Source organism: Halobacteriovorax vibrionivorans, assembly GCF_003346865.1.
GTDB classification, from domain to species: domain Bacteria; phylum Bdellovibrionota; class Bacteriovoracia; order Bacteriovoracales; family Bacteriovoracaceae; genus Halobacteriovorax_A; species Halobacteriovorax_A vibrionivorans.
Map to the genome: position 1 here is coordinate 681,078 of NZ_QDKL01000003.1, position 26,108 is coordinate 707,185.

Genomic DNA, 26,108 nt, shown 5'->3' on the forward strand with positions numbered 1-26,108 from the left:
TGACCCCAACTCCATTGCCAAGTACAATTTAATTATGAAATTGGCCCATCTATTCAAATATAGCTTCGCCTGTATATTTGCGACTCTAAGTATTGCAATGACACAGCAGCAAAATACTCAATCATCTGTTCAAGTAATTGAAGAAGTAAACTTTAAGCCACATATGGTTGAACATCTTATAAAAGGCTGTCCTGAGAATTCTAAATGTTCAAAAGAGACAGGTAAGACCTCAGAGAAATTCAAAGAAGTCTTTACAAATGGAAGTTTGAAAGAAAAGAAAATTTTTGTGAAGGAATTTGGACTCCCCTTCACTTTCTGGACCACAACAGTCTCACAAGATAGTGTCATCACTTATCAATCACGTTGTATACATCATAAGACTGAAAAAGATAAATTTGGAAAAGTCTTAGTAGAGCGCCAAGAGATATATGAAGGGATTCGCTTTACAAAAAATATTAATGAAATCACTTCATTTCATGGGGTGATACTAAATCAAATGATTAAAGAAGGTAGTAATAAAACTTACTTTATTCCTCGATCAACAATTCCATTTTTTACAAATGGAGACGATCTTTTCTTTAGACAAGAGTTTCGTGAAGTTGATTATGCGATGAAACTTTCACCAAATAAGGGCTCAACAGCAACGTATATATCCTTAGCAACAAAGAAGTTCCCAAATAAAGAAATATTAAATACGAGTTGCTCAAAAGAACTTGTAGATAAGTTTAAAAAGATCAATAAGAGTGGAATATATCAATCGGCTTATTGTAAAATGATCTATGATACAAAAGAGAAAAAGTATCATCGCTATATCTTCGGCTGGAGCTGTTAATTGAAACAAATTGAAATTTGTATTTATAATCTTGAGAACTTCTTTATTAGGGATGCTTTCGATAACCCTCCAAATATAAACTACTTCAAATCAAAACTAAACTTAAATCAATTAAAACAAGTTTTTACTGAAATAGATGCCGATATCTATGCCTTAACAGAAGTTGGCCAAGTTGAAAGCCTGGTCTACTTTAACGAAGTTTATCTTAACGAAAGTTATGAAATATTCCATCAACAAGGCAATAGTGATCGCGGAATTGAAAATGCTTTCTTAGTAAGAAAAGGCCTTGAATTTGAATTTGAACATCTAAGCCATACAAATAAAGAAATCGACTTTCAACTTCACGATGAAGATGACAATGACTACTTTCTAAGTAGAGACTTCTCCCACTTGCGTGTAAATAGTAAAAAGGGAGAGCATTTGCTTAGCCTCTTTAATGTACATCTAAAGTCACAAAGAGATGATGATACTGGCCATGACTTTAGGTCAGTAAGAAGGCGCCAAGCAGAACTGGAATTATTATTAAAAGTCTATAAAGAAGAGAAGAAGCAATATCCTAGTACTCCAATCCTTTTATGTGGTGACTTTAATGGTAATGCTTCAAATGAAAATACAGATGAAGAATTTAAAGTCATTTATAAAGAGACTGATCTTAAAGATGTACTTTCTATGCGTCAGCTTCCCCTACAATACCGAACAACGTTTTATCAATTTGTAGGACAAGCCGCACACCAACTTCAATTAGATTATATCTTCATGGAAGAGTCATTTGGCCATCGTTTAATGGATGCTGCTGTCTATCAATATAAGAATTCGACAGGTCGTCTTATTGGCCCTCCTCGTAGAAGAGGTGATATTTGGAATAATCCATCTGATCACTACCCTGTCTATGCCATCATAAAAATTCAAGACTAATTAATATTCAATTACTTAGGCGTTGCGCGAAGCATTGTTTTATGCGATGCAATTGCAAAGACGCATAAGATCAATTATTTATTTTCTCATGCATAAATACACACAACACTTTATAAAAGCTTTAATTTCATTAATTCTCGTAAGTAGTACGTATGCTTCTACAGTCGTGGCCATCAGCGATAACCAAATAGATATTGGCCATGAAAAACTACGTGCCCACCTCTATCGTAACTTTTCTGAATATCAAAACGGATATGACACCGATCGAAATGGAAAAGTTGATGATCTTAATGGGTGGAACTTTATTCATGATACTAATAAAGTATTCGACCCTTCACTCATTGGTACTTTTGATCCAAATGTATACAAGTACTATGAAGTTAGACGTCGAAAAACATTAAAGATTGCAACAGATGAAGAACTTGAATGGTATAAAGAGATAAGAAAAGATGATGACTTCATGGATCATCGAAGTGACTTCTCTTCATATACACATGGCTCTCATGTCACTTGTCTTGCAATGAATACAAAAAAACTTCCGTATGAAATGAAAAGCTGGGACCTTAAGTTCATGCCTATACGCTACCTTGGTGACGATGAAGTCGGGCTATTTAAAAAGAAAGAGTTTACACCGAGTAAATATTCAAGAAGCTATTATAAAATTCAAAATATTAAGAATTACCTAAACTATTATCAGTCTTGGATGATCAAAAAGTTTGAAGAGACAGTTAAATACTCAGCAAGTAAGTCAAAGATTTATCATGCCTCATGGGGCCAAAGCTGGGAGCCTGCATACGATATGGTAAACGAACTCTTTCAAGACGAGTTTGATATAAGTGAGAAAGAAGCTGATAAGAAATACAAGTCAACAATCACGAAATTTCGTAACGACTATATGAAAGGCCTTATGAAAAAAGGTCAAAGAGTCGTAGAAAACTATTCAAATCTTTTATTCGTCTTCTCTGCTGGAAATAAGAAAGATAATACAGATGAAATGCTTCACTACCCTTCATCAATTATCGCTGATAATGTTATCTCCGTAGGAGCAATTGACGAAGACAATGAAGATAAAGCTTATTTTTCTAATTTTGGGAAAACAACTGTTTCTCTCTTTGCACCAGGTGTGGCCATATACTCATGTTCACCAGGAGATCGCTACATTCCAATTAATGGTACATCACAGGCAGCTCCTCACGTTACCAATATAGCGGCCAAAATTTTCGCAATGGCCGACTACTACGCTAAGCCTATTTCACCAGCGCATGTAAAAGACATACTATTATCATCAGCTACTAAGAAAGCTAAATTAAGTGATCTTTGTGTAAGTGGTGGAACTTTAAATGAATCGGCCGCAATAATGACGGCAAGACGATTCTTAAGATGGTGATAGGTTCACTCTAGAACACATCTATTTTTTCTAAATATAAGCCTCTTTCTGTCGATAAGAGATAGTAAGAGGTGACTAAAATGAAAAAAATTGGAACACTATTTCTATTATCGACAACACTTATTAGCTGTGCTGGATCACAACATTACGGTAACGGGCTTGGTGACCAATTTGCACAGTTTACAGACCGATCAGAAAGCGAAGTAAACCCTACCCCGACTTATAAAGTTCGTAAGTTTGAAAAGAAAAAAAGAGGTCCTGCAAGTGCAGACTCACAAACGTCTAAAGATATTTCAAAGCTAGATAATAAGAAAGTCTATTTCTTATCTTTATATGAACAATATTTAACTTTCTCACAGATATACCCTAGTTTTAAAAAAGAGATTAAAACATGTGCTTCCTTTCATCAGGAGTTCATTAATTATAATGATCGACCGAAAATGTGGGAATATACCTTGAAAGAAGAAATTACAGACGATATTGAAAATGTTGTTTGGCATCTTCCATACGAAGGAAAAAGAGCAACAAAGAAGACTCTACCTCTGGCGATGAGAGATCATATGGATCGAACACACAAAGAACTTGAGCAACTTTGTTATAATGGATTCTCAGATAATTACTATACTTTTGCTAATTACATTACACTAGCTAAAGATAAGAAAGTATCAGCACAAACTCTAAAAGGTGCTAATTCACTAGTTAAGATGAGCGTAGTATTTAATAAACTACTTATTGAAAATCTAGCACATAAAGAAAAAGCAGATAAGGGAAGAGGCCTTGCATCTAAAACAGAAGATATCGAATACACTGATATTTCTCTTAAGCGCATGCAAGCACTTTGGTTTTAGCTTTAGCTTTATTAACCTAATTTAAGCGTTTCCCCACTATTAAAAGATAGCATTAGGGCCTTATGATTATTTCATGAGAGCTTTAATAATAATCATTCCCCTACTACTTATAAGTTGTAACCAAAAACCTTCTCAGCAACGACTGTCTGAGATTGCTCGTGACTTTTATGAGATACCAAATTTTTTTAAAATTCAAATAACAGCATTAGAAGTAATGAGTGAAGTTGTTGATCAAGACTATAGTTGTTTTGAATATAAAGTTGATATCAATCTTAAAGCTAAAGAAGATCTACTGACTTTAAGACCGGTTAGACCATTTGGTAATTACCGAATTAGAACAACAAATGGTGAAAAGTACATTCCTATAACAAATACAAAAAAAGAAGTAGAAAAGGAGATGAAGTATCACGAAAATCAAATTCATAAAGTTTCTATTATAAAAAAATGTATTCGAATGAGAGGAAAAAAATGTGTTCGTTATCGAAGAGTAAGAGCCTCTCGTGCACATAAAGAAAAGATTATTGGACGAAAGATAGCTTCAACTAAAAAGTTATTTCCTTTTGCAATTAATAAGGATCAAAATACTGTCGTTAAAGAGCTTCCACTAGTCGTTTGTCAAAACGGATTAACGCAGAAATGGGAATAATTACTTTGAAAGAAGTAAGTAAATATCTCTCACATTTGCTCTAACAACAGAAATTGAAGTCATCATATCAGAATAATAGATATGTTTTCGACCATCTTCATTGTGATGAACTTTAGCGAAGTCCTCTCTTTCAGTCATCAGATGCTTCTTGAGCTCTCTTGTATCATGAATAACTCGTTCAACATCTTCTTCAGAGGCAATATGCCCTTCATAAAGGCTTAAGCTTTCTGCAAAAAGATTTTGAACTTCCTTATAAAAGTTTAATAAGCGCTCAGACTCATCGGCCGATAGTTGCCAATTTTCATAGTACTTCGTAAGCATTGTCGTTAACTTATCTAGACTATCAGCTAGCTGCTCAAGATCAGAAGCAATCTGCATTAACTTAATGGCATTGCGACTCTCTTCCTCTTCAACTCCGCTAGAGATGACCTTAGATATAAATTCATTGATTTCAATTTGAATATTGTCGATTATCTTTTCGTAATCTTTAATCTTTGCAAGTGCTCTAGCACCTTTAGTTGGACTTTCTACGTACTCATAACATTTATCAAACATTCGAGAAACAATATCCATGAGCTTCCCAATTTCTAGCTCTACTAGGACATAGGCCATTGTTGAAGATATGTGACGACGATCACCTAGAAATTTAAGCTTTGGACGATCCTTGAACTTAGCATCAGGATATAGGCCTTTAACCATTTCTGAAATAATGTTTTTAAAAAAGAAATAATTAAGAATAGCTAAAATGTTTACAAAGAAGAATCCCAGAACAACAAGGTTAAGTGGATCTAAATCAGTTTGAACATTATGATCAATTAATACAATCAATAGAAAAGAAGCTGCTGTAGCGACTGAATAATGAATTAATGGGCCAAGGCTTAGTCTTATCGCCAAAGGTCTTGCATTTCGTCTTGCTGTATCAAAGTTAATGACAAACGAACAAAGTGAAGACGCTGTAAGCATTGCAAAGCAAAAACTAGTTGGAAAAAGGTTACTAATTAAAAGAACCACTACAATTGCCAAAGTCATTGTCTGACTTCTTAAGATAACAGCAATGATGCTTCCAACAGTGAGTCCTATTAGCATATTTGTAAAAAGTGAGTAATCGATAAATAAGACGATAAAGTTTTGAATATACTTCCACGTTACAAGGTTTACAAAACTCTCGTGCATAACTGCAACGCCTAAGAATAGGAAAGCAAGACCAAATAAGAGCTTACATAACTTCCTAATATAGAGATTGCGAGAAATTAAACCTAAGATTAAAGCGAAGGCCATCAGATTCAAGGCCGTCTCTTGAGATGAGAAAACAAGAATAATGAATATTGCAATTGAGCCCAGAGATGAGCCTAAAAACATTGGCAACACCCTCTTTTGCTTTATAAGGTTAGCATTAACTAGACCAATGGTAACAAGATTTGCCATAGTTGGGGAAAATGCTAGAAGACTTAGTCTTGCTCCATTCCAAAAGTTAACCACAAAGTTTTTACCATCAATATCAGAGACGATATGTTTAATACTTTGTGAGCCTAAACTTTGAATTCCAGCTGAAATAATTCTTTGGCCATAATAGAAAATTGCGAGACCTGAGATAAAAAATAAGATGTGTTGCAAATAGTACATAATAAAATTAATTTACGAAGTAGCCTTGGCCACCCAAATTGGTATGATTATGTACAATATTGTATCTCGAATTAGATAAAATAGGAAAAAATAAATAAAAGCTTTTGGGCCTTTATTCCAAAGTCCTTCAATTCCTAAGTATTGAATTTTCTTTGACATGGCCACCATGAACTTTGTTTTGCCATAGTGTTGAATAAAGAAAGAAATGGCCCCATCAACCTTGCGATCAAATGCTAAAGCAGGCTTTTTCAACTTATTCCACAGCCTCTCAAGCACTCTTTTAAACGCTGATTTAGGCTTTTTGGCCTCACTGGCCACATCATTTGAACTTTTCGTAACTGTATTCATGATGAGGACAAATTAGCAGAAATTTCTACCCGTGAAAAGAACTTTAGGAAGTTATTGATCGCATCATAGACAGACTCAATTAGACCTAAATAAAAATGTGTAAGATAGTAATATTGTAAAGAAAACATTGACTATTTTGCTCAATGAAGACAAATTAACGCAATATCGTCAATGCATAATGAATTCTACAAAATTGTGACACTTTTAAGTGTTGAATTTTGTAATCTCTTTTTACAGAGATCGGACAATAACACAACGCAAGGAACAGATTTTTGTTAGAAAAGATCCATTTACTTAATATTCAAACAAAAAGTAACGAAATACCTAAAAGACTATTAGAGATGCCAGGGGCATTTGTTCTAATTACTTGCCAAAGAACAATCATTCTCACAACTACAGAGTTTGATTCACAGGATAAAGCCTTAGGTACATACCATACTTCAAAACAAGCCTATCACTTTCTCTTAGAAACGATTTGCGGTCTACAAAGTAAACTAAAAGGTGAAAGTGAGATCGTTGCTCAATTTAAAGAAGCATTTGCAAATTACCTTAAAGAAGATATTCGCTCTTCTGTTATTTTAAGAGTTTTAGAAAAACTTTTTAAAGATGCTAAAGAGGTGAGAAAAAAGCACCTCGTTAAGATTGGTCAACAATCATATGCCGGAATCATGAGAAGAATCATTCAGTCAAAATATGAAACTGGTGATGTTTTAATTCTTGGCTCAGGACAACTTGCAAGAGATTCGATTAAGCACTTAATGAAGAAATACAATATTTATATCAGTGCTAGAAATCCACAAAAAGTACAAGCTCTCATTGAAGAATTTCCAAACGTAAATATTCAAACCGTTAAATGGAGAGACTTTGATTCTTATTACAAGTTCAACTCTCATGTGAATACAATTGGATCTAATGATACCATTTTTGCTGATGAGCACTTCAGAGGTCACTGTCCAAATAACTCTGTTTTCGTCGACCTTGGCTCACCTTCTGCGATTCAAACTGAATACGACAAGCAGCATGGAGTTTACCGCCTTGGAGATATCCTAAACCACGGTAAAGTATTAAACGAGAAGAAGACAGAAAAGATTGATCAAGCAAAACTTGCTATTCAAGACCTTGTAGAAAGAAGAGCTAAACACTTGGCAATTGCAAATACAAGAGCTGCAATTTAACTTTTATTAAGTCAAAAAGTCTCTCAATGTCGTCGATTAATCTCATATAGTTTCCCACTATAGGAGATGGCATGACTAATGAAGAGAATATCAGCCTTTCACACCTACCAAATTCACTTAGAAAGTGGTTTAAAGAGTGTGTTCAATTATATAATTATAACTTTATCTCTCTACCATTATTAATCTCTTTAAACTTTATCATTAATCTGGCCATTCTTGCGATACCGATTCTTATATTAAATATCTTCGACAGAGCAATTCCAGAAAGAGATACAGCGCTCTTACTTTACATCCTGCTAGCACTCGTTGTCTTTATATTGGTAGAGGCCGGCCTTAAATATTTAAGATTTTATATAATAACGTTTAACAGCGCCCGTTACGATAACAACAAGACTAAAAATCTTATTAAAAATATCATTATGGATCCATCATATTATAATATAGGACTCTTTCAGCATTCTTTAAATGAGATCGGTGCAGACAAGGCCCTTTATGCAAATAGTGGCATTGTTACTCTTACAGAGCTCCCCTTTCTTCTTATGTACATTGGTTTTCTTTTATATATCAATCCAATACTGGCATTTATTCCATTAGTGTTAATTATCATATTCACAATATTTTCACTAAACTCAACACAACAAGTTGGAGATTCAATATATTTTAAGCATCTCTCAATTATAAAGAAAGATAACCTTCTTTATCACACACTAAACAACCTCAGAACAATTAAAAGATTTGGTCGAATTAACCTTTTTCACAATCGTTTTAAAGTATTAATGAGAAGAGCAGTTAAACAGGAGTTTATCACCAATAAAGAAGAGTTAAATAACATAAACTTAAATAACTTATTTGCCCAAATAAATATCATCTTAATAATAGCTGTAGGTTCGTATCTAATAACGATAAATCAAATAGGAATAGGTGGACTTGTGGCAAGTGTATATATTGCAAGTAAGTCCTTTGGCCCGACCATTGGTATGTTTAAAGTTATAAAACGTTTACATGAAACAAAGATAATAGAAGACTTATCAATCAGCCCCTCTATACATCAAAAGGAGATGGGAACAAAAGTTATTGAAACCATCTATTCAATGATTATCCCTCTAAAGCAAAATAAGAAAGAAGTAATGGTTCCATTTATGAAAGGAGATACTATCTCTTTAGAGAATGCAGATGAAAACATGATCAATTACATCTTATCATCAAAAATCAATCAATTAAGAAATAAAATTCTCATTAATGATGATTACCTCATAAACATTGATGAGACCTCTATCTATAAGAAAATCACTATACTCAATGGACAGGTGAATATATGGGATGGAACAATCAAAGAGAACCTAACTTCGTTTGGATTGATACCAGAATCAAATTTAAACTATTACATTAACACACTGGGATTAAACGAAATACTAAGCGCATTACCTCTAGGACTAGAGACATATATCACTCAAGAGGATACATCTTTAATTTCAAACGAAGCAAAAGCACTAATTTACATGACAAGAAAACTTGCTTTAGACCCAGAGGTCATCTTCCTCAACGACTTTGAAGCGAATATTGATAAGAGAGATTACGCAAAAGTATACAATCATATCGCAAACATTAGAGACAATAAAATAATTTTCATAAACTCAAAAGACCATAACTACATAAACCTATGTAATAGAGACTTATTTAATAATCGCATAGGTGAATACAGTAGTTACTTAACCTAGGATAATGTATGAATAATAAAAAGAGGTTATTTAGCTACTTTATTGAATTTAAAAAAGACGATATACATGAGAAAGATGTAAGTGAGATTCTTTTGTCGTACCCAAGAATGCGACTAGTAGACATTAGAAATGCACTTTCATCATTAGGATTTGAAAGCATTCATCTTGATATTAGCTTTAAAAACATAGAAAGAGAGGCACTACCTTGCTTTATAATAATAAATGAAAACATCGATAACTACTGTAAAGATGGTGACCTATTAATTTATTCTTATGATGATGGCAAAAAGGAATATTACCTTCTAAACTCAAAAGGTCAAAGAAAAGACCTTTCAAAAACAAGTCATATAAATATTAATTCAGCAATACTTGTAAAAAGACGGGTTTTGATCAGTAGCGACGACAAAGAAAACACCGTAAACAACATAAGCAAAAATGAAAAAAAATGGATGATAAAGTTTTTCTTTCGCTTTAGGGAAAATATAAACTCTCTATATCTACTAACTTTAATTTCCACCTGTTCAATACTAGTAATACCCTACTACATTTATTTTATACACGAGAACTATTTAATCACAAGAGATAGTCTAACTCTTATCAATGCATCAACGGGAGTAGTCATAGTCCTGGCCATTGATTACGGAATAAGAAATATAAGATCGAGTATAATCGCATGGACATCATCAAGAGTTAATTATCTTTTAAAGACAGAACTCTTTAGACAAATGATAAACTTTAAAGATGCGAATATTGAAAAGGAACATATCAATATAAACCTATACGAGCAGATTAATCGAATGACAAGGTTTTTTGGCTCAAATACAACCGCTCAAATTCTAGATTTACTTTTTGTACCATTGTTTCTTATCCCATTAGTGATCATATCATGGAAGATGGCCCTTCCAATATTGATCATGTCCCCTTTCTACTTTCTTCATTATAAGAGACATCATCGTAACCTTCGTATTGCAAAAACTTTATTCCAAAATATTTCAAAGCAAAGAATGATACTAACAAATGAATTAAAAAGGCGTTCTGAATCTATTTTCTTTGAAAATATACTTCCTATTTTTAATAAAAGACTTACTAGTATGACTGCCGGTAGTGCTTTACATGATTTAAAATGTGAAATGCTTATTTTCAAATATGCAATTCATTTTTACGTTTTATCATTTATTACGATAATTCTGTGTTTAACGATCGGTATAAATCAATACTGGAATCAAGATTTAAGTATCTCAAAATTATTAGCAAGTATCTCGCTCATTATTTTTATCTTTCTTCCAATAAATCGCTACTTAACTAATCGAAATTCCAATTTATCTTCGAGAAAAGTTCTAAAAGACATACACATAGAATTAATTAAAGATATAGAAAAAAGGTCACTATACTCACTTGAAGATCTCTATTTAAAAAGCCTCGATTTGAGATTTACTCAAGTCAGTTACACAAACCCAATTACTCTGATCCCATTATTAAAAAATATTAACTTATGCTTAAGACATGGAAAGATATTTGGTATTGATGGTGATCACAACACAGGAAAAGATATACTAATAAAACTTATTAATAAAACATACATGCCTCACACTGGGACTATAACAATTGGAAATGTTGATCACCGCCAAGCTGACACAATGTATCTAAGACAACGATTGATAACTCTTAATTTAACAAAGTCCTTACTAAAAAACCTTAGCATCTTTGAGAATATAAAATACATAAATCCACTAATAACAAAAAAAGAATTACTAATTAGTATGGAAATATTTGGATTAAACAAAATGCTTAAAGACAGTGATTTGACTATCGATACACCACTGAATGGACCACATAATTACAAGATTTCAAAAGAACTATATGCCGCGACTGTATTACTTATCCCTTTTACAACAAGGGCAAAAATTGTTTTAATCGAAGAGATACCATCATCAATAATCAACGAAAGTCTGCCAATGTTAAGGAAATTTATCAATATAGCTCGCAATAACTTCACTGTTATTTTTAAAAGTGACCATTTTGAAATACTTAAAGAATGTGATGAAGTTTTATATCTAACAAGAGACGCTAAAATAATCACAAAAAACAAAGCTACGCTTCTTAAGGAGTCATATATTAAAGTTGTCCAAAATGGAGATTTAAATGATCAAAAGAAAATTTACATCAATAGTTGATGATATCGAATACTCTAGACAAGTCGATTATATAGGACAGGATATTTTACTGGCAGAAGCTAGAGTTCCCTTACTAACGAAATCTATTATATTAACTCTCCTACTAGGCTTTAGCGGATTAATACTTTGGGCATCGACAACAACAGTAAAAGAAATCGTTAAAAGTGAAGGTGAAATAAGGCCTTCTACAAAGGTTCACTCTATCAAACATATGCATGGAGGAACAATTGTGAATATATATGTTAACGAGGGTCAAATTGTTGCAGAAGGAGATATTTTATTCACTCTAGAAGATAAGGGTTTAAGAAGTCGAGAAAACTCTATTCGAAATGAGATCGAATCGTTAAAGATTCAATTCAAGAACCTACAACTTGGAAATAGTTCCACAAAAACATCAAAAGTCTCTCTTATTAACAAAAAACTCATATCCTTAAAGGATGAGTTAAGTAAAATTACAAATAAAATCGAAACATTAAATATTAGGTCCGAAAGTGCAGGTATCGCTAGAGCTATAAAAGCACAGAACATTGGAGATACAATTGTAGCAAATGAAAAGATTATGGAAATAGTTCCCATTGAGAGTACGACAAATGCAATTATTAGAATCAGCCCAAATGATATTGGCTTTGTTCAAGTCAACATGCCTGTTGATATTAAAGTGAACTCATATAACTACAGAATATATGGCTCAGTTGAAGGAATCATCACATCAATTTCACCTTACACATATTACTCAGACGAGAATGAGAGTTACTATCGTGGGGTTGTTAGGCTATCAAAAAACTACATGGGAAATGATGATATTCAAAATTTAATTTTACCAGGTATGAAAATACATGCGGATATTCTCACCGCTAGAAAAAGCATCTTAAAATATCTAATTGGACCACTGGAAGAAGTAACTCGAAAACCATTTTTCTACACATTAACGGAGCAATAAATGTTAAAAAAAATCTTACAGGCCATTGGGAATACTCCAGACTCATCAGACTTCGAAAGAAGTAGCACCAACTTACCTGAAAACAAAAAAAACAAACAACATATCCTAATAAAGGAGCAAAAGCCTAGTATTCTTATCGTTTCAAATAATAAAAAAATTTCAAATAGGCTCAGGCTTCTACTTGGAGATAATTTTAGAATAATTGAAAGAGAGAACTTATCAATGATCTTTCAATTATTTGCAAGTGTAAAAAGAGAACATATTGATGTTGTTATTTACTATGATAGTGATCCCCAAAAAGATCTCTCACTAATTTCAATGATGAAGAAATACCCTCGCTTTACCAACGTTCCAGTTATTGTGTTAGCAGAAGAGATTAACGAAAAAAGAAAAGTACATTTTCTTGAAAATGACATAAGTGACTTCATTGACATGCAGAGCTTCCCTCTTATACAACAAATGGTTAAGTCTAAAATCAAAATACAGTCTCGGATTAATTCAATTATAAACTACTCTATTGATCATAAAAGTGGACTTGATGTTATCTCATTAGCACATATGCAAGTAAGAACGTTGGCCGATGTAGCAGGCTGTGCAAGAACCTTAAAACAGATAACCAATGCTACACTAAATCAAGAAAGGGCCTTCTTTGAATTGATTCTAAACTCTCTCGAACATGGCCAACTCAAAATTAATAAAAAAGAAAGACTTAGAACCAAAGAAAGCGGTGAGTATGAAAGTTATCTAGAGATATTAACAAATCGAAATAAAGAACCCATCATTATTACTTTTGAAAAGTGTGATCAATATTATTTAATCAACATCATCGATGGCGGTGATGGTTTTAATTATGAGAAGTATTTACAAACCAACTCAAGTGAATCTGCTAATGAGTCAGAAAAAGGCATTTATATCGCAAATAACACTAAAGGAATTAATCTAAGTTATAATGACGTAGGAAATATAACTCAGTTGAAAGTAAATCATAAGGAAAGATATAAACTTTGGCACTAACTAAAAGGAAAGTGTGCCCTGAATAGGGCACTATTTATTTTTTAAAGTGCTTGTAATACTGAATTAAGGTTAATAATTCCACCCGTAAGAATATCGCCATCCATTGATGAATTCTTTACGACATTATCCATTAACAATTTCTTTAGCTCCACCGCTGTTAAGCTTGGGTTACGAGAGAGAACTTCTGCTGCAACACCAGAAGCATTTGGTGCGGCCATTGATGTTCCAGACATATTTCCGTAACGATTCCCAGGTGTTGTCGAGTAGATCGATGAACCAGGAGATGAGAGATCAACATTTTGAACTCCATAATTAGAAAAATACGAAAAACGCCCATACTTAGTTGATGAGGCTATTACAATCATCCCCTCACTATCAAAAGATGCAGGATATGTAAGATAGCGATCAATATCTTTAGAGCTATTACCAGCACTAGTAACAACTAGAACATTATAAACTTTTGCAATATGATCAATTGTCTCTTTAACAAGGTCTCCACCTTCATTATGAGACTTTCCAAATGAGCAATTAATAATACGCGCGCCATTTCTTGCAGCATAAAGAAAACTTTCTGCAACATCGACATCAGTTTCATCACCACGACTAGGAACAGTACGAAGCCCCATGATTCTAACATTTGAAGCTACCCCAGCAATTCCCTTTCCATTATTTTGTTTTGCTGCAATTGTTCCTGAAACATGTGTCCCATGAGAATGCTTATCCATAATATCACTTGTCGCCTCTCCACTAGAGTCACGCTCAAGAGTATTGATTCCATGAATATCATCAATATACCCATTTCCATCATCATCAATTCCATTACCTGGAATTTCATCTTCATTGATCCACATCACATCTTTAAGATCTTCGTGATTATAATCAACTCCAGTATCAACAACTGCTACAATAACAGGAGCTCCAGTAGAGAATCCAAACTCTTCATACGCTCTTGTTACGCCCATACCATATTCAGAAGCTGAATCGAATGCCCATAGCCTTGATATCTTTGGATCATTAAAAAGAGTTGCACGAGACTTATTAAATTGAGGCGCTACTTTTTCCACATCAGTTGGACGAGGTAACTTCTCAGAGTCCGCATATGTATCGAAGTATGCTCTTTTAACATTTTCATGATCAAGATAGAGATCTATTAATGATTCATCACCATTTGTGTAAGCGACATAGTTTTCACCAAAGAAATGTTTAATCTTTTGAACACCAGAAAATTGTGGCAGCGACTTCCCTTTCTTTACTTTGATAACAATTCGTTTCGAGTTGGCGTGTATTGATGTGGCCTTAGCTGATATATTCAGAAAAAAACCCAGAACAATTAAGATTGTCCCAATCAAGATCGAACGATTCATTTGCAATTCCTTTTGCTAATTAAATTTCAACAACTTAAGTGTAGCCATATAAAATCAATAAAGAAAATATCTTTTTCTTACATTTTTCATCGGATATGGGACCACTACCACCTCTTAACACATAGCGCACACGTTGTTTTTACCCCACTTTTAATGACAAATTCATGACAAAAAAGTAAGTTAAGTATTGTAATTTACAGACTCACATCTAAACACAAGGATATATTTTGAAGTACATCATTGGAACACGCGGTTCTCTTTTAGCACTTACACAATGTAATCAAGTTAAAGATCAATTAGAAGAATTAACTGGAGATCAGTTCGAGCTAAAGGTTATCAAAACTCAAGGAGATCAGGTTACAGACAAGCCTCTTTGGCAACTTGAAGGTAAAGACTTTTTTACTAAAGAACTTGATGCGGCCCTTTTAAATAAAGAAATTGATATGGTGGTTCACTCTTATAAAGACCTTGGAAGTGATAGGCCTGAAGGTATTAAATTAGCGGCCATTACAAAAAGAGATTACGCTCACGATATTCTCTTTATTAAAGAGGAAACTGTAAGCCAATTAATGTGCAAAGAAATTAAAGAATTTGTTGTTGGAACATCATCACCAAGACGAATTACAAATATCGAAAGCTCACTTGCTGAATATCTTCCATATGGAGAGAACGTAAAAGTTACGACAAAGATGCTTAGAGGAAATGTAAACTCACGCCTACAAAAATTAAGAGATGGTAATTATCATGCCATCGTTCTTGCGATGCCTGGGATTGAAAGACTTGCAATCACTGAGTCATCGAGAAAAGAGCTCGAGCCACTTTTAAAAGATATGACTTTTATGGTTATGCCTCATAGCCAATTCCCAGCAGCGGCATCTCAAGGTGCTCTAGGAATTGAATGCCTTGAAGGACGTGATGATAATGGTGAATTAGAAGCAAAGTTAAAACAGCTTCAAGATAAAGATACAGTTAGTGAAGTAAGTCGTGAACGCCAGGCCTTTGCAAGCTATGGTGGAGGTTGTCACTTAGCAGTTGGAATTAACGTTACTAAAAAAGGCGACTACTACGTTCATACTCATAAAGGTAAAGTAGATGACAAAGTTATCTTTGAGAGACATCTTGAAGGAAGCTTTCCTTCTCCAGAAAAGAAAGAGCGCGCCTTCATCGGTCTTCCTCACGCTGATCACAGAGAAGATGAATATATTTATTGTGAATTAATAAATAAGGAATCGCTTAAGAAAGCAATTATTCCTAATAATGATCTTCTTGTTTCTGCTCGTTACGGTGCAAACCTATTCAAAAACCACGGTAAGGCAGTTTATACGGCAGGACTTTCAACTTGGAGACTACTTGCTAGGAATGGTCAATGGGTTCATGGAAGCTGTGACAGTTTAGGTGAAGCATATCTAGATAAAATTCGTGATTCCAAAGCAATTGAAGTGATGAATGGGCCAAAAGAAGAATTAACCATTCTAACTCATAAGGACTCATATTCTGACTACGGCCAGATTATGGAAGCTTACGAAAAAAGTACGAATGACGTTCGTGAAGGATTTATGGACGAATTAAGACAATGTGATGTCTTCTTTTGGACAAGCTTCTCACAATATAAAACTTATACACAACATATTCCAGAAATAAAGAATAAGTTCCATGCTTGTGGGCTTGGAAAGACTTTTGAACAATTATCAAAAGAAGATATTACAGTTCGTCCATTCACATCAATGGAAGAATTTAAAAACTGGATGAAGCAAAAAAAAGAAAAGGAATAAATAATGAGTAATTTACACACAGAGATTTTTGAAAAGAGTAAGAAGATGGTTCCAGGAGGAGTTCACTCACCTGTTCGATCTTTCAAGGGAATGGAGTCAACTCCTAAGTTTTTCAAGAGCGCAAATGGTGCATACTTTACTGATATTGAGGGTAAAGACTATATCGACTTTTGCATGAGCTTTGGTCCCCTCGTTCTTGGACACCAAAATCCAGCAGTAAAAGAAAAATTGACCCAGGCCCTTGGTCGTGGTTGGAGCTACGGAGCTTGTGAGCCATACTCAGTTGACCTTGCTGAATACCTACTTTCTCGTCTACCACACGTTGATCAAATCAGATTTGTGAACTCTGGTACTGAAGCGGTTATGACAGCTTTAAGACTTGCTCGAGGTGTAACAAAGAAAAATAAAATCATTAAATTTAACGGTTGTTACCACGGACACGTTGATGCCATGTTAATTAAAGCAGGTTCAGGTCTTGCTGGAGCAGCAGAGTCATCTTCATTAGGTGTACCAAAAGGTGTAGCTGACGATACTCTAATTCTAGAACTAGAAGATCTTGATGGTGTAAAAAAATGTTTTGAAGACCACAAAGATGAAATTGCAGCAATTATCGTTGAGCCTCTACCAGCTAATAATGGACTTCTTATTCAAGATCAAGAATTCCTACAAGGACTTCGCGATATCACAAAAGCAAATGATGCTCTTTTAATCTTTGATGAAGTTATTTCTGGTTTCCGTGTTGCCTTTGGTGGAATGGCCGAGCTTACAGGAATCACACCAGATATCGTAACTTACGGAAAAGTTATCGGTGGTGGTCTTCCAGTTGGTGCTCTAGCAGCGAAAACAGAGATAATGGAACACCTTGCTCCAGTTGGTGGTGTTTATCAAGCAGGTACTTTAAGTGCCAACCCACTTGCAATGGTTGGAGGGCTTGAGACGCTTAAGCAGATGACAAAGGAAAATTACGAAAAGCTAGAACAAAACACTCTAAGAATTGTAAATATCTTTAAGAAATGGCTAGCTGAGTATAACGATGGACAGTTTTCAAATTATAATATTATCCACCACTCTTCTCTATTTTGGATTGTTCCAGGAGATAAGATAAAGTCAGTTGGTAATATTCCAGGAAATATCGGTGAAGACTTTGTTCCATTATTTGAACTACTATTAGAAAAAGGGATTTATCTCTCACCTAATGCATATGAAGTTGGTTTTGGCTCACTTGCTCACGACGAAGATGTTGCAAAAGACCTCGAAAAGAGACTTTGGAGCTAGTTAGACCTTGGAACTTAAGAAGTCATCATCACCATTTTTCATTGTATCGGCCATCACAAGTGGCCTAATCTTTCTTTTTGGAGTTTGGTGGCTTTATTTAATTTTTAAGCTTAGTGACCGCCTCAGTAGCTTAAATGTTACAGAAGACCTAAATATTGGCTCACTTATAAAATGGGAAGGGACAACCTTTCTAGTGCTAATTCTAGTTCTAGTAGTTTCACATACTCTCCTATTTATACGCGACCAAAGAAAGAATCGATCTATTACGGCTTTTTTTGCAGGTCTTACACATGAGCTTAAAACGCCACTTGCTAGTATCAAGCTTCAATCGGAAGTCATTAAAGACGAAGTTGATGGAATAGAAAACCAAAGATTAGAAAAATTAACGAATCGCCTAATTGAGGATACCATTCGACTTGAGAATCAAATGGATAAAATCCTTCAACTTTCGAGATTAGAAAGAGGTGGAAATCTTAACTTTGTTGATGTGGACATCACTCACTTTATCGCTAATATTGTAAAGTCAGATTACTCTTCAAAACTTAATGTTGAACTAGAAGACGGTGCTGAGGAAGTTAGTGTAAGTGCTGATGAGTTTGCCCTAAGTATTATATTCAAAAATCTTTTAGAAAATACGATTTCACATACGAACTCGAAAGATGTTTCCATAACAATTACTACCCTTGAAGATAAGGCCATTATTACATACCAAGACAAAGGTACTTTTAATGGTGAAATTAACAAACTTGGAAATCTCTTTTATAAACATGAGTCAACAAAAGGCTCTGGAATAGGGCTTTATCTATCAAGAAAGTTAATAAGTCGTATGCATGGAAGTTTAGATATTACGAAGGAGAATGGGCTTATCTTTAAGATATCTCTACCACTTTCAAAAGCCGAGGAAGAAAATGAGTAACTTCGGAAAGATACTAGTCGTAGAAGACGATAATAACCTTGGTGATACTCTTAGTGAGTACTTAGAAGATGTTGGTCATCAATGTAAACTTGCAAAAAATGTCAAAGATGCGAGATATTATTTTGAACAATTTGGCCCAAATATCATTCTTATGGATATTGGTCTACCTGATGGTAATGGAATCGAATTAGCAAAAGAATTTAGAAAAGAAAGAAGAGACTTCATACTTCTTTTCTTGTCTGCCCTTAATGATCCTCAAACGAAGGTTGAAGGATTTGAAGCAGGTGGAGAAGACTATATAACAAAGCCATTTGCTTTAAAAGAGCTAACAATTAGGCTTGATCGTCTTCTTAGCTTTAAAACTACAATTGATTCATTAGATGATGAAATTATTATTGGTGACTTAAAGATTTGGCCAAAAAGATTTGAAGTTCAAGATGGTGAAGGAAAAATAATTAATTTAACGCAAAAAGAATGCGCAATTCTTGAGATTTTATTAAAGAAAAAGAACGAAGCTGTAGAGAGGGATCTTATTATTGAGAAAGTCTGGGGTGAAGACAAGTTCCCTTCTCAACGAACAGTGGATAATTATATTGTTAAACTTAGAAAGTGGGCCGAGAGCGACTCCAAGAACTCCCTAGAGATTCAAAGTGTTCGTGGAATTGGCTATAAATTGATTATTAATAAATAATCAAAAAGGATTAAGAGATGGGATTATTTAACGATCGCAAAAGTGAAAACGGAAAAGAATTTGTACCTGTATGGTTTATGCGTCAAGCTGGACGCTACCACGATCATTACCAAGGAATGAAAAAGAAGAATACTTTTATGGAATTATGCAAGCAACCAGAGCTAGCATGTGAAGTAACAATGGGTCCTATCAATGACTTTAAATTTGATGCGGCCATCTTATTTTCAGATCTACTTTTCCCTCTTGAGCAAATGGGAATGGGACTAAAATATGCACCAGGACCTAAATTAGAAAAGAAACTAGAAACTGTAGCTGATATTAAAGGGCTAAAATTTCTTGATACAGCAGAGAACTTTTATAAATTCCAAGGTGAAGCCTGTACACTTTTAAAAGAGACTCTACCAAATACAACGACTCTTCTAGGATTTGTTGGTGCTCCTTTCACTCTATACACTTATGCTGTTGAAGGATCTCATGCTGGATCACTTTATAGCTCAAAGCTAGGTCTTTATGATGGTCGTTGGGATGCATTTGTCGAGTTACTTATCCCAGAACTTCTTGGTGAGATGCGTGCTCAGGCCCTAGGTGGAGCAGATGCTATGTGCTTATTTGACACTGCTTCTGGTGAGTTAAACTACGAAGATTATACTCAGATCGTTCTTCCTGTACTCAAGAGAGTTACAGCAGAATTCAAAAAAGAATTCCCAAATAAAAAAGTCATCTACTATTCTAAAATGACTCACCTTCGTTATCTACAAGCAATCGAGGACGATAATATTGATGTTCTTGGTGTTGATTGGAGACATGATCTTGGTCATGTTCTAAACACTCTAGGTAACGACTACTATATTCAAGGAAACCTTGAACCAGCATACTTAGGGCTTCCATGGGAAACTCTAGAAAAGAAATGGATGGGGCTTTACGAGTCACTCCAAACGGCCAATGCTCCGATGAATAAATGGATTTGTGGACTTGGACACGGTTGTCTTCAGTGGATTGACCAAGAAAACGTGAGAAAAAGTGTCGAATTAATTCAAAGTAAGTTTCAATACTAATTGTTTGGGCGCATAGCGCCCAAACTCTCCTAATACAAGGCCCTTACAGCTTCTATGTAAGAATATAATAGAATCTATCGCTATTTTAATCAGTTGTTTGGCCATAAACTTGTTTAGTTAATAGATAAAATTGACCAAGGAAGGTTGAATGAAATTTACACAAAAGGTATTAGTAGCAGGACTGTCTCTTTTAACAATTAATTCTTTTGCCCAAGATCTAAACGGGAATCACGAGCATAATTACATTGTAACAGGAAAAGACCTATTCACATCAACTCAGAGTCTACACTCTGAAATGCAACTTGATGTTATTAAAGTTGAAAAAGATCTTGTTATTGCAAAAACAAAAAGAATGGAAGAGCGAGCTGAAATTTCTCACCTTGCCCACGAAGAACATAAAAGATGTGGTGGATACTTCGCATTTCAAACAAAAGAAGAAGCATTAAAATTCGTTAAAGAATCTCAAGAAAATATGAAAGGACAGCAAGACTATAGTTCACTTGTTGCCGACTACACTCTTAACCAAGAAGATCTTGTAAGAGATACTATTTCAAAAGCACAGGAAAGCTCAATTAGAGGTGTTATTGAAAAGATGTCTAGCTTCCATAATCGTTATTATAAGTCAGAAACAGGTGTTCAATCACAACAATGGCTTAAGGATCACTGGACGAGCCTAACGGCACACAGAAATGACATCAGTGTTGAATTCTTTAATCATTCAGGATTCCCTCAACCATCAGTAATTGCAACAATTAAAGGTAAATCAGATGATATTATCGTAATTGGTGGACATGCTGACTCTATTGCTGGTTGGTGGGGACGTACAAATGCTCACGCACCAGGTGCAGATGATAACGCTTCAGGAACAGCAACTGTAACAGAGGTTTTAAAGGTTTTAGCTCAAAGTGGTTATCAACCAGAGAAGACAATTAAATTCATGGCCTATGCAGCAGAAGAAGTTGGACTTCTTGGATCTAAAGATATTGCACAAACTCACAAGCGTGAAGGAAAAAGTGTTGTTGGTGTCATGCAACTTGATATGACAAACTTCAATAACTCTAACGACGATATTACGATTATTACTGACTATACTAATGAAGCACAAAATAACTTCCTAGGATCTCTGATTGATACATATCTTCCAGAATTAACTTGGGGACGTGATACTTGTGGATATGCTTGTTCAGACCATGCTTCGTGGACAGCTCAAGGATTTCCAGCTTCGACACCATTTGAAACTCGTAAGCGTGAAATGAATGGAAGAATTCACACATCACGTGATACTCTAGATTACATGGGTGGAACAGCAGATCATGCACTTAAATTTGCTAAGCTTGCCCTATCATTTGTCATTGAACTTGATAGATAATTTCAGATCTCTCAACTTTAATATAAAAAAAGCCAGCATTAGCTGGCTTTTTTATTACTTAAATTCAATCGATAATGGACAGTGATCACTTCCCATTACATCTGGCTGATGCCAACAATTCTCTACTCTTGAAACAAATTCATCAGTTGACCAAAAGTAATCAATACGCCAACCAACATTTCGTTCACGACAATTGCTTCGATAAGTCCACCAAGTATAGTGGCCATTTTCTTCTGGAGAAGTGAATTCACGGAAAAGATCAGTAAAGCCTTGGGCCTTAAACTCATCCATCCATTCACGCTCAATAGGAAGAAAACCTGTCGTCTTCTTATTTGTTTTTGGATTAGCAAGATCATTTTCAGTATGAGCAGTGTTGTAGTCACCACAGATCACAACTTCTTTCTTTGTCTTCTTCTTAAGCTTTAAAGCTTTATCTGCAACAGCACGACAGAAGTCCATCTTATATGGAACTCTTGCGTGATCTCTTTGTCCATTTGGGAAGTAACAATTAAAGAGGATATAATCATCAAATTCTGAAATGATGGTACGTCCTTCACAATCAAACTCAGGTATTCCAAGTCCAACCGTGTGCTTAACATTGATTCCTTTGCGTACCCAAGTGGCCACACCTGAATATCCCTTTCTTTCCGCAGGTGCTATTAACACTTCGTGATTATCAGGATTATTTAGGCGATCACTTAATTGCTCAGGTAGTGCCTTTGTCTCTTGGAGACAAATTACATCTGAATCATCTTCTAAATACCAATCGTAAAAACCTTTTTTCTCACAGGCCCTAAGACCTGCAACGTTCCAACTTGAAATCTTAGTCAAAACTAGGCTCCTAAAATCGAGATACCAGAATCAACGTAAAGAACTTGTCCTGTTACACCATTTGCAAGGCGTGAACCTAAGAACACAGCAGCTCCACCAACATCTTCTTGAGTTACATTGCGACGAAGTGGCGACTTCTCTTCAACGTCATTTAAGAATCCTTTTAGCCCTGGTACACCAGATGCTGCAAGAGTTCTAATTGGACCTGCAGAGATACAATTTACTCGAATCCCTTCTGGGCCTAAATCATCAGCAAGATATCTCATTGTTGATTCAAGAGATGCTTTTGCAACACCCATTACGTTATAACCATTAAGAACTTTTACTGATCCATGGTAAGTAAGAGCGATAACAGAGCAATCTTTTGCCATAAGTGGCTTAAGAACATTACACACACCTAAAAGTGAGTAAGCTGAGATATCTTGTGCCATTTTAAAACCTTCACGGCTTGTTTTATGGAAACGATCCTTAAGATCTGTTTTATCTGCAAATGCTAGTGAGTGAACGATAACATCAACATCACCCCATTTCTCTTTTACGATTTCTGCCATCTTAGTCATATGCTCTTCATTTTGAACATCTAACTCAAATGTAAACTCTCCACCAATTTCTTCGCTCAGTGGTTCAACTCTTTTTTGTAGAGCTTCGTTTAAGTATGAAAATGCAAGACGTGCTCCTTGCTCTTTCATTTGTTTTGAAATTCCCCATGCAATTGACTTATCATTTGCAAGGCCTAGGACTAGAACTTTCTTTCCTTCTAAAATTCCCATTTATATCTCCATTACTTTATTTAACAAACTTGTAGCCGACAGAGCGGATACTAATAATATGTTTAGGTTCCTTTGGATTTTCTTCAAAGTATTTTCTAAAACGTACAATGAAGTTGTCAATTGTACGAGTATTTGAATCCTTTTTGTAGCCCAATAACTCAAGTAACTCACCGCGCGTTACCACTTCTCCTTCATTTTGAGTTAAAAGTGTCAAAATCTTAGCCTCTTGCTCAGTCAGTGAATATTCCTGTTCATTTGAATAGGCTTTAAAGTCTGAGAAGTTAATCTCATTATTTCCAAACTTATAAACTTCGACTTCTTTCTTTGTCCAACTTGATCGTTTGAGAAGCCTTTTAACCCTTAAAATAAACTCATCGAGGTTAAATGGTTTTGCCAGATAATCATCTGTCCCCAAATTAAAACAGCGTACTTTAGATTTACTACTATCTTTAGCAGATAGCACTAAAACAGGTGTCTTCTCATTTACATCGCGAATTTTGACAAGAATATCCTCACCACTTAGTCCAGGCAACATTAGATCAAGAACCACCAAATCAAAATTCTTTTGCTCATAGATCTCAATGGCCTCATCACCACGGGCAGCATGAGTAACTTCAAATCCTTCTAGTTCTAAATTTAGGATGATTCCCTTTGCAATATTCTCCTCATCTTCAATAAGTAAAATATGACTCATAATCTAATCCTTCTTATGTAGTTTTAATGACAATTTCAAAGTTAGACCCTTGCCTTTACCTTCACTAGAAGCAGTGATTCTACCAGAGTGAATTTTCATAATCTGAGTGGCCATATAAAGACCAACACCACTGCCCTTAGAGGATCTACCAACTTGATAAAACTTTTTAAATATATTCTTTAATTCTTTTTCTTCAACACCATCACCATTATCGACAAAGAATAACTCTCCAAAGTTTTTAGATTTTTGAAAAATAACCTCAACTTTCTTCTGAGCTTTACTATTATATCGAATCGCATTGGTAAAAATATTCATCAGTAAAATATCAAAGAGCTTCGGATCAAAATCAATAAAAGCATCCTCTTCAAGATGAAGATAACTAACCTGAAGATCTTTAAAATTATGCTTATTTCTATCAAGAAATTCTTCAATGGCCGTACGAACCCCAATCAGTCTCACGTCTGGCTCGACCTTCTTCTCTTCAATTCGTCCAAGCTGAAGGATTTGTTCGATATTATCGCCTAGTCTCTCCGTATCTTGGCGCATAACATCTAAGTACTCCATTTGTTTTTCGCGAGGAAATTCATGTTTCTTTAAGGTATCGATAAATATCCCTATAGAAGCAACAGGTGTCTTTAGTTCATGCGTGAAACCGTTAATAAAGTTTTGTTGCATACGATAGAGCTGACGTAATTTTTGATAGTAATAAAAAACTAAACTAAAGCCTAAGATAATCAAAGTAACAAGAATTGATAAGACCAGGATCATAACCCAGGTCTGAGTTTGCTGAAATTGTACGAGTTGAATCCCAGACTTTTCAACAAATATCGTTAGCTTCTCGTTAACTTCTAAATATGAAGAAATATAGAGGTATAATGAAACCCCAAGAGCTACAAGGGATGAAATAAAAATAAAGACGGGATGTAAAAATACAGGTCCCCTAATTTGACGTGCCATTTGCAAATTTTAGCAATTATTGGCACTATAAGTTAAGGAAAAATGTTTAATAATGAGGACAAAATGGAATCAAAAATCCAAAATCTTGCAAAGTATATTGACCACACTCTTTTAAAGCCAGAAGCAAGTGCTGCTCAGATAAAGAAGTTATGTACTGAAGCCAATGAATATGGGTTTAAGTCAATTTGTATTAACCCTTCTCGTATTGAAGAAGCAAAGAAGCATCTTGACCCGCAAAGATCCATGATTTGTACTGTTATTGGTTTTCCATTAGGCGCCATGACAACTGAGGCAAAGGCGTTTGAAACAAAAGATGCCATCGCAAAAGGTGCCAGTGAAATTGATATGGTCTTAAATATTGGAAAGCTTAAAGAAGGCGAAATTGACTATATAAAAAGTGATATTGCAGCAGTTCTTGCACAAGCTGGAGAGAAGACAGTAAAAGTTATATTTGAAACATGCCTATTGAATGAAAAGGAAATCCGTTTGGCCACAAATGCGGCCATCGATGCTGGTGCAAAATTTATAAAAACATCAACTGGTTTCTCTTCCTCAGGGGCAACACCAGAAGTTGTTGAAATTATGTTAGAAGAGGCCCAGAAACGCTGTGAGGTAAAGGCATCTGGTGGTGTTAGAAGTTACGAAGACGCAATAAAATACATCGAAATGGGTGTGACAAGACTTGGAACAAGTTCTGGAATTGCGATTATGAATGGTGAAAAAAACACAACATCTTCTTACTAAGGTGTAAGTAGACGCGTTCTTATGGTATTGATAGATAAGTAGCAAGATGC

Annotated in this window: 24 protein-coding genes; 17 read left to right on the forward strand and 7 right to left on the reverse strand. The window is 34.8% G+C overall.

Annotation, left to right across the window (positions count from 1 at the left end; all coding sequences use genetic code 11):
* Positions 1-34: 34 nt before the first annotated feature.
* The 5 genes from DAY19_RS13925 to DAY19_RS13945 all read left to right on the forward strand — a co-directional run bounded on the left by DAY19_RS13925 (position 35) and on the right by DAY19_RS13945 (position 4,628).
* Positions 35-832 carry a hypothetical protein gene (locus tag DAY19_RS13925; RefSeq protein ID WP_133296980.1) on the forward strand — a complete coding sequence of 266 codons (798 nt, stop codon included), beginning with the start codon at positions 35-37 and terminating at the stop codon, positions 830-832.
* Positions 833-1,747, forward strand: a complete 915-nt coding sequence (locus DAY19_RS13930) for an endonuclease/exonuclease/phosphatase family protein (protein ID WP_115363494.1) — start codon at positions 833-835, stop codon at positions 1,745-1,747.
* An 88-nt stretch (positions 1,748-1,835) separates the two neighbouring features.
* Positions 1,836-3,134 (forward strand): S8 family serine peptidase, encoded by a 1,299-nt coding sequence (locus DAY19_RS13935; RefSeq protein ID WP_158536918.1) that lies wholly within the window; start codon positions 1,836-1,838, stop codon positions 3,132-3,134.
* A gap of 80 nt (positions 3,135-3,214) precedes the next feature.
* A complete protein-coding gene (locus DAY19_RS13940) occupies positions 3,215-3,982 on the forward strand; it encodes a hypothetical protein (RefSeq protein ID WP_115363498.1) in 768 nt (255 codons plus the stop codon).
* Between the two features lie 73 nt (positions 3,983-4,055).
* On the forward strand, positions 4,056-4,628 hold the full coding sequence (locus tag DAY19_RS13945) for a hypothetical protein (protein ID WP_115363500.1): 573 nt from the start codon (positions 4,056-4,058) through the stop codon (positions 4,626-4,628).
* On the opposite strand, the gene DAY19_RS13950 is transcribed toward DAY19_RS13945, so the two are convergent.
* Positions 4,629-6,242, reverse strand: a complete 1,614-nt coding sequence (locus DAY19_RS13950) for a PhoU domain-containing protein (protein WP_158536919.1) — start codon at positions 6,240-6,242, stop codon at positions 4,629-4,631. It abuts the gene before it with no gap.
* A gap of 21 nt (positions 6,243-6,263) precedes the next feature.
* Complete coding sequence (locus DAY19_RS13955) at positions 6,264-6,599, reverse strand: hypothetical protein (RefSeq protein ID WP_115363504.1); 336 nt, start codon at positions 6,597-6,599, stop codon at positions 6,264-6,266.
* 272 nt (positions 6,600-6,871) lie between these two features.
* On the opposite strand from DAY19_RS13955, the gene DAY19_RS13960 reads away from it, so the two are divergent.
* The 5 genes from DAY19_RS13960 (at position 6,872) to DAY19_RS13980 (ending at position 13,620) form a co-directional block, all read left to right on the forward strand.
* Positions 6,872-7,774 carry a Rossmann-fold NAD(P)-binding domain-containing protein gene (locus DAY19_RS13960; RefSeq protein ID WP_115363506.1) on the forward strand — a complete coding sequence of 301 codons (903 nt, stop codon included), beginning with the start codon at positions 6,872-6,874 and terminating at the stop codon, positions 7,772-7,774.
* Between the two features lie 71 nt (positions 7,775-7,845).
* On the forward strand, positions 7,846-9,492 hold the full coding sequence (locus tag DAY19_RS13965; RefSeq protein WP_115363508.1) for an ABC transporter transmembrane domain-containing protein: 1,647 nt from the start codon (positions 7,846-7,848) through the stop codon (positions 9,490-9,492).
* An 8-nt stretch (positions 9,493-9,500) separates the two neighbouring features.
* Positions 9,501-11,666, forward strand: coding sequence for an ATP-binding cassette domain-containing protein (locus tag DAY19_RS13970; RefSeq protein WP_115363510.1), 2,166 nt, complete (start codon positions 9,501-9,503; stop codon positions 11,664-11,666).
* Positions 11,635-12,606, forward strand: coding sequence for an HlyD family efflux transporter periplasmic adaptor subunit (locus DAY19_RS13975; protein ID WP_115363512.1), 972 nt, complete (start codon positions 11,635-11,637; stop codon positions 12,604-12,606). Before DAY19_RS13970 ends, DAY19_RS13975 begins: the two co-directional genes overlap by 32 nt.
* On the forward strand, positions 12,607-13,620 hold the full coding sequence (locus tag DAY19_RS13980) for a PleD family two-component system response regulator (RefSeq protein WP_115363514.1): 1,014 nt from the start codon (positions 12,607-12,609) through the stop codon (positions 13,618-13,620). It abuts the gene before it with no gap.
* A 41-nt stretch (positions 13,621-13,661) separates the two neighbouring features.
* Here the strand turns inward: DAY19_RS13980 and DAY19_RS13985 are convergent, their stop codons facing one another.
* Positions 13,662-14,984: a S8 family peptidase gene (locus tag DAY19_RS13985; RefSeq protein ID WP_115363516.1), complete on the reverse strand. Its 1,323-nt coding sequence runs from the start codon at positions 14,982-14,984 to the stop codon at positions 13,662-13,664.
* Positions 14,985-15,211: 227 nt separating this feature from the next.
* Here DAY19_RS13985 and hemC point away from each other — a divergent pair, with 227 nt between their 5' ends.
* The 6 genes from hemC to DAY19_RS14015 all read left to right on the forward strand — a co-directional run bounded on the left by hemC (position 15,212) and on the right by DAY19_RS14015 (position 22,062).
* On the forward strand, positions 15,212-16,756 hold the full coding sequence (gene hemC / locus DAY19_RS13990) for a hydroxymethylbilane synthase (RefSeq protein WP_158536920.1): 1,545 nt from the start codon (positions 15,212-15,214) through the stop codon (positions 16,754-16,756).
* Positions 16,757-16,759: 3 nt separating this feature from the next.
* Complete coding sequence (locus DAY19_RS13995; RefSeq protein ID WP_115363520.1) at positions 16,760-18,031, forward strand: glutamate-1-semialdehyde 2,1-aminomutase; 1,272 nt, start codon at positions 16,760-16,762, stop codon at positions 18,029-18,031.
* 7 nt (positions 18,032-18,038) lie between these two features.
* Entirely contained in the window at positions 18,039-18,947 is a 909-nt protein-coding gene (locus DAY19_RS14000; protein WP_115363522.1) for a sensor histidine kinase, read from the forward strand.
* A complete protein-coding gene (locus DAY19_RS14005) occupies positions 18,940-19,638 on the forward strand; it encodes a response regulator transcription factor (RefSeq protein WP_158536921.1) in 699 nt (232 codons plus the stop codon). Before DAY19_RS14000 ends, DAY19_RS14005 begins: the two co-directional genes overlap by 8 nt.
* 17 nt (positions 19,639-19,655) lie before the next feature.
* Complete coding sequence (locus tag DAY19_RS14010; RefSeq protein ID WP_115363526.1) at positions 19,656-20,693, forward strand: uroporphyrinogen decarboxylase family protein; 1,038 nt, start codon at positions 19,656-19,658, stop codon at positions 20,691-20,693.
* A 148-nt stretch (positions 20,694-20,841) separates the two neighbouring features.
* Positions 20,842-22,062, forward strand: coding sequence for a M20/M25/M40 family metallo-hydrolase (locus tag DAY19_RS14015; protein WP_115363528.1), 1,221 nt, complete (start codon positions 20,842-20,844; stop codon positions 22,060-22,062).
* A 54-nt stretch (positions 22,063-22,116) separates the two neighbouring features.
* On the opposite strand, the gene DAY19_RS14020 is transcribed toward DAY19_RS14015, so the two are convergent.
* The 4 genes from DAY19_RS14020 to DAY19_RS14035 are packed head-to-tail and all read right to left on the reverse strand — an operon-like array spanning position 22,117 to position 25,314.
* Positions 22,117-22,893 (reverse strand): exodeoxyribonuclease III, encoded by a 777-nt coding sequence (locus DAY19_RS14020; protein WP_115363530.1) that lies wholly within the window; start codon positions 22,891-22,893, stop codon positions 22,117-22,119.
* Between the two features lie 2 nt (positions 22,894-22,895).
* Positions 22,896-23,663 (reverse strand): enoyl-ACP reductase FabI, encoded by a 768-nt coding sequence (locus DAY19_RS14025; protein WP_115363532.1) that lies wholly within the window; start codon positions 23,661-23,663, stop codon positions 22,896-22,898.
* A 16-nt stretch (positions 23,664-23,679) separates the two neighbouring features.
* Positions 23,680-24,357: a response regulator transcription factor gene (locus DAY19_RS14030; RefSeq protein ID WP_115363534.1), complete on the reverse strand. Its 678-nt coding sequence runs from the start codon at positions 24,355-24,357 to the stop codon at positions 23,680-23,682.
* A gap of 3 nt (positions 24,358-24,360) precedes the next feature.
* Positions 24,361-25,314: a sensor histidine kinase gene (locus DAY19_RS14035; protein WP_115363536.1), complete on the reverse strand. Its 954-nt coding sequence runs from the start codon at positions 25,312-25,314 to the stop codon at positions 24,361-24,363.
* Between the two features lie 63 nt (positions 25,315-25,377).
* Between DAY19_RS14035 and deoC the strand changes: the two genes are divergently transcribed.
* Positions 25,378-26,058, forward strand: coding sequence for a deoxyribose-phosphate aldolase (gene deoC, locus DAY19_RS14040; protein ID WP_115363538.1), 681 nt, complete (start codon positions 25,378-25,380; stop codon positions 26,056-26,058).
* The last annotated feature ends 50 nt before the right edge of the window (positions 26,059-26,108 follow it).